The organism is Homoserinimonas sp. (assembly GCF_056262345.1).
Map to the genome: position 1 here is coordinate 1 of NZ_JBACFR010000261.1, position 5418 is coordinate 5418.

Sequence of the window (5418 nt, forward strand, 5' to 3'; positions counted from 1 at the left end):
GGGCGCTCGACAGCGCGGGCGACGCCGACCTCCTCATCTTTATCGACGATGATGAGCGCCCGTCCCCGCTCTGGCTGCACCGCTTGCTTGAGACCTACCGGTCACATGACGCCCCGGGAGTCGTGGGACCCGTGATCTCCCGATTCTCCTGCGATCCCGAGCCGTGGATTGTGGCCGGCAGATTCTTTGATCGCCGCCGCCTGCCCACCGGAACACCCGTGGATGTTGCCGCCACCAATAACCTGTTGCTGGATCTCAAACGGGTCGGCAGCCTGCGCTTCGACCCCGCGTTCGGGCTCTCCGGCGGCTCGGACACACTGTTCACGCGGGAGCTCGTTCGCCGGGAGGGCCATCTCATCTGGTGCGACGAAGCCACCGTAGACGACATCGTGCCGCCAGCACGCCTCACCCGAAACTGGGTGCTGGCCCGGGCGTTCCGTAGCGGAAACTCCTGGAGCCGCACCAGCATTCATCTCGCGGATGACGGCGCATCGCGGCTGGCGACTCGCCTGCGGTTGAGCGCATCGGGGCTCGCCCGGGTTGCCTCTGGTGGCCTGCTCAGCGCTGCTGGCGTCGTGGGCCGCACCCCGCATCTGCATGCCCGCGGGCTGCGCCGCCTCAACCGCGGCGGCGGAATCGTGTCGGGCGCCTGGGGCCACGTCTACTCGGAATACAGGCGATCATGACGCGATTCGAGCGCACGACGATAGGCCGCGATATGCGCGTGTCCCACGGTCTCCCAGTCTCGAGACGAGAGGTTGGGGGCATCGCTCGGCACTCTTTCAAGGACAGCAGCCTCAAGAGCGGCCGGGGTCAGCTCTCCGTCGTACAGGCGTACCCAGCGGGTTCCGACCTCGTCGGCCATCGCGGCATTGGCGGGGGTGCGGGGCACCAGAACCGGCCGCCCCAGGGAGAGTGCCAGCACCATCGCGCCCGAGTTGCCCATCTCTCGGTAGGGCAGCGCCACGACGCTTGCCTCGCTGAACTCACGCACCAGCACGTCGTCGTCGGCGTATCCGAAGCTCAACTGGATGCGCGGGTCGCCAGCGGCGATGCTCTCGATCTCGGCACCCAGCGCGGCGGGATCGAGCTTGCCGACGACGTGCAGACTCACGTCGGAGCGAGATATGCCGCGGAATGCATGCACCAGCGCCGGAGCATTTTTGTAATCGCGAATCAAGCCGAAGAACAGGACGCGGCCGGCGACGGGCGGAGAACCCACCCGCGGATACCAATCCGAGTAGTGACCGTGGGGGATCACCTCGACGGGCACGTCATTCGCGCCGTCGGCCTCGGCCCCGTCCGCCTCGGCCCCGTCTGCATCGGCCATGGAGATGAACAAGGTCGTCGCGGAGTCGATGCGGGCGAGCATCCGCTCGGTCAGCCCTCCCCGATCTTCGTGGGGCCGAACATTGTGAACGGTGCGCACAATCGCCCGGTTACCCTGGCGCACCCGCATCAGCAACAACCAGCACAGCGCGGCTCCCGCGGCGGTGCGCAGTCGCCCCTCGCGCACGAAGAGCAGCTCGGGCCAGTGAATGTGCAGCACGTCCCACCTGCCCAGAAGCGCGCGCGGCCATGTGAAGAGTTCGACGCTCGCCTCCCGCTCAAGCGCTGTGACGAGCTGCACGAGGTAGGGATTCGTGGTGGCGCGCACCACGCGAAGCGATTGCAGCACTCGAAGGGGACGCTCACCGGATTCGAGATTCACCGCCATCTGACTTCCTCTCGCGCCTCTCGACCTGCCGAATGCCCCACAGACTACCCGGAGGGATGCTCATGAGTAGCAGGGTTCGCTGGCCACGACCTGGGCTGATCGCCTACAACGGCTACGACTCCGGCCTGGGCAACCGGGTCAGGGTGGTTCTGGGCGCGCAGAGCCTCGCTGAACTCGAAGACAGGGCGTTCGCCTATGTGTGGCCGACCGGCCGCCTGTTCGGGCCGCGCTTCGACCAGCTCTGGGACTTCACGGCGCCCGTCGTAAGCAGGGCTGTTTCCCGGGGGCTGGCACGGGTTTTCCCCTACGGCGATGAGACCCTCGACTGGATCACCGACGAAAGCCGGCGCCGCCTCCTCTGGCAGATCCGCACCGGCAGCCCCATTGCCCTGCCCGCGGCAGCGCGCCCGTGGCAGGAGCGGTTCAGGGCTCTGCGACCCACGGCAGAAATCGCCGACAGGGTGGAGCAGCTCTTTGACGAGCGCCTTCGCGGCGTTCCCTACGCGGGCGTGATGATCAGGGCCCACTCCGTCTCCCACGCTCGAACGCTCGCCGCGTCTCCCGTCGAATGGTTTCTCGCGAGGCTCACGGAGGTGCGCCACCACAACCCCGGGGTCATCTTCTACATCTCGTGCGATCGACCGGATGTCCAAGAAGCCGTGATGGCCGACATCCCCGGATGCGTCGCACAGGCCGACAAGGGTGACTACAACACCACGGCGGGGGTGATCTCCTCGATCGTCGACCTCTATCTTTTGGCGTCATCCGGCTACCTGATCGGCCCCCACTTTTCGAGTTTCGTGCACCTCGCCGAACACCTCGCGGGCGACCGTCTCACGTTTGAGACCGCAGTGGACAAGAGGTCCGGGCCGATCGACCTGGACGCGGCTGGGCTTGCGCTCGACCCCCTTCGGCCTGCCCAGCGATTCGCCTCGCCGAGTTCGGCGCTGCGGCGAAGCGACCCGTTTGACGGGAGCCCCTCATGACAACCACAGAGCAGCGCGCACCTCGGGCCCATGCGCGAGTTACGGCGGGTTGGCCACCACTCGCATCGTCGGTGTTCATCGCTTGGCTCGCCATCGCGTGCTTCGTGCCCTACTGGTTCAGCATCAACATCGGCATCGGATGGTCGCCCGCGTCTCTTGCGGCGGTTGCTGCAATCGTCGTGATGCGTCCGTGGCGCGACGTGCGCCCGGTGTTGGCCGACGCGCTCCTTGGCCTTGTTGTGCTCTCGTGGGCCATCGCATTCGCGACGGGCGACTCGACCTTCTCAAGCGGTGCCGTAATGATCACGCAGTGGGGCTTCGGCTACGTGCTCGGGCGCACCGCGGCGGTGCGCCTCGGAATGCCCGCCGTGTCTGTGATGATCACCCTAGTTTTCTGTCTCGTCGCAGCCCTGGCGATCGTCGAGTTCGCCACCGTCTGGAACCCCTTCGTTGACCTCGCGGCGAACAACTCGCTCTATGCGACCTGGGGCTCGCTGCAGGAACGCGGCGGGGTGCTGCGCGCCGAGGGTGCCTTTGGCCACTCCATCGCGCTCGGTGCGAGCCTTGCCCTCGTCGTGCCCCTTGTGCTCACCTCGCCTCTGCCCGAGCCCGTGCGATTCTTCGCCACGATGCTGGTGCTCGGGGCCTCGACGATGACGGTGAGTCGAACGGGGATGACCTGTGCGGCTATCGCACTCGTGCTCTCGGTGCTGTTTCTTCGGGAGGCCGGTTCCGCTCGGCTGCGCATCAGCCTGATGGTCGCCGCCGCGGCCGTCGCCGTGACCCTCTGGCCTCCGGTTTCCACGATCTTCGACGTTGCGGGGGATGAGGCCTCGGCGAGCGCCGAGTACCGCGGCGACCTGATCCCCCTCCTGGGAGAAATGAAGCTTCTGGGCCAGTCGCCAGCGTTCCTGCGCGCGGCAGACGGCTCCGCCTATTTTGGCGGCTTCCGCTCGATCGACAGCTCCTTCATCCTCACGGGCCTCAGCTATGGCATCGTGCCGCTGCTCATGCTCACCCTGCTGCTGGTCGCCGCTGTCATCGCTGTGCTGCGATCGTCGGCCACCCCGGCGACCGTCGCCATCGTTGCCCAGATCCCGGCGCTGTTCAGTGTGGCCCTCATCACGCAGTACACGATCATCTTCTGGCTGGTCGCCGGCCTTGCCGTGAGCAGCCTCGCGGCTGCCCGCCGCACGGGGGCCAGCCGCACCGAGTTCTTCTCCATTGCTCCATTCGTTCCACCCCGTCCCACACGGGCTGTTCCTTCTCACCGCGTTCAGCACCTCCCGACAGAACAGGCACCCCATGACACACCAACTCCCCACACCACATGACCTCGGCACCCCCGGCCGTCCCCACGGCGCGCGCAGCTATCTGCGCCAATGGTGGATCGTCGTGCTCGCTGTTCTCGCGGGCGTCGGAATCGCGGCGTACCTGGCGCTGAGCGCGACCCCGTCCTACTCCGCCCGCGCAACGCTGAGCATGTCCGTCGCCTATGCGAAATCGGCGACGGACATCAACCAGGGAGCCACCTACACTCGCGACGCGATGCTGTCGTATGCCGAGCTGGCCAAGTCGTCGACGATCCTTGCCCCTGTGGTTAAGGAGCTCGGGCTGCAAACGTCGCCAGCGGCCCTCGCGGGGCGGGTCTCGGCGACAACCCCGCCCGCCACGTCGGTGCTCCACATCTCCGTTTCGGATGCCTCCGCGGACGAGGCCGCGGATATTGCGAACGCCATCGCGGCGGAGGTTTCTGAATACGCCGTCAAGAATTCGCCCGTCGACGCAGATCTCGGCCCGCTCATCACCGTCTCCACGATTCAACCGGCGGTCGCCCCGTCGAGTTCCACCGGCCCCGGTCTCCGCACTTTCGTGGCGGCGGGAGCCATACTCGGGCTGCTGGCCGGAATAGTCCTGGCTGCTGTGCGGCAGCGGTACGACAACCGGCTTCGCGGGGTAGACGACGTGCGTGCCGTGACGGATGCTCCCGTGATGGGCATGCTTGAGCGGCCCGCCTCCTCGCGCGCGGCGGAAAGCGTGCAGCGCACAACAGCGGTACTTCGTCACACAATCGAATCGCAGGAGGTTCATCGAATCCTCGTCGTGGCGGTTGCTCACAACGCCAGCACCTCCGCCGTGGCGGCCACGCTGGCTGAGTCGCTTTCGGATGCCGGAGTGACTGCGGAGTCGTTCGACGGCGATCTCGCCGAGTCGGATGATCTCGCCGACTCGATCGCCGGTGTGACCATTCGCACGGAAGGCCTCGTAACTCGGGGAGAAGTCGCTCTCGTTTCCACCCGATCACTGGGCGATTCTGCCGACGCTTTACTCCTGGCACCATCGGTCGACGCCGCCCTCGTGATTGTGGATGCCCGGCGGGTTCGTGCGCATCAGCTCACGACGGCACTGCGGCAGCTCGAATCCGCAGGCGTTCGCATTCTTGGCGTCGTCGTGAGGCGCGATCACCCGCGTCGGACCAGCACCTCCGCCCGGATGCCCTCCGCGCTGGGCCAATGGGCGAGCGGCCTGCGCACCACCACCCCGGCGACACCGGCTACACCGGCTACACCGGCAGCACCGGCAGCACCGGCGACACCCGCAGAACCTACGGCCGGACCATCACCAGTGGTGAGCCAGCGGAATAGCTGATTTCGAGATGGTAGTCGGCCTGCCCCTCAGCGGGGATAGAAAAGACATAGGAGCCCGGGGCGGTCG

5 protein-coding genes are annotated in these 5418 nt (G+C 66.8%); 4 read left to right on the forward strand and 1 reads right to left on the reverse strand.

Features of this window, described 5'->3' with window-relative positions; translation table 11 throughout:
• The coding region (locus AC062T_RS12320) for a glycosyltransferase family protein (RefSeq protein WP_476030441.1) at positions 1-686 on the forward strand (686 nt) is incomplete at its 5' end.
• Here the strand turns inward: AC062T_RS12320 and AC062T_RS12325 are convergent.
• On the reverse strand, positions 662-1717 hold the full coding sequence (locus tag AC062T_RS12325) for a glycosyltransferase (protein ID WP_476030443.1): 1056 nt from the start codon (positions 1715-1717) through the stop codon (positions 662-664). The genes AC062T_RS12320 and AC062T_RS12325 overlap by 25 nt on opposite strands.
• Before the next feature lie 62 nt (positions 1718-1779).
• On the opposite strand from AC062T_RS12325, the gene AC062T_RS12330 reads away from it, so the two are divergent.
• The 3 genes from AC062T_RS12330 to AC062T_RS12340 are packed head-to-tail and all read left to right on the forward strand — an operon-like array spanning position 1780 to position 5352.
• Positions 1780-2703, forward strand: a complete 924-nt coding sequence (locus AC062T_RS12330) for an O-fucosyltransferase family protein (RefSeq protein ID WP_476030445.1) — start codon at positions 1780-1782, stop codon at positions 2701-2703.
• Entirely contained in the window at positions 2700-4037 is a 1338-nt protein-coding gene (locus tag AC062T_RS12335) for a hypothetical protein (RefSeq protein WP_476030447.1), read from the forward strand. Before AC062T_RS12330 ends, AC062T_RS12335 begins: the two co-directional genes overlap by 4 nt.
• The gene (locus AC062T_RS12340; protein ID WP_476030449.1) at positions 4009-5352 is read left to right on the forward strand and encodes a YveK family protein; all 1344 of its coding nucleotides are present in this window, start codon (positions 4009-4011) and stop codon (positions 5350-5352) included. Before AC062T_RS12335 ends, AC062T_RS12340 begins: the two co-directional genes overlap by 29 nt.
• Positions 5353-5418 lie beyond the last annotated feature (66 nt).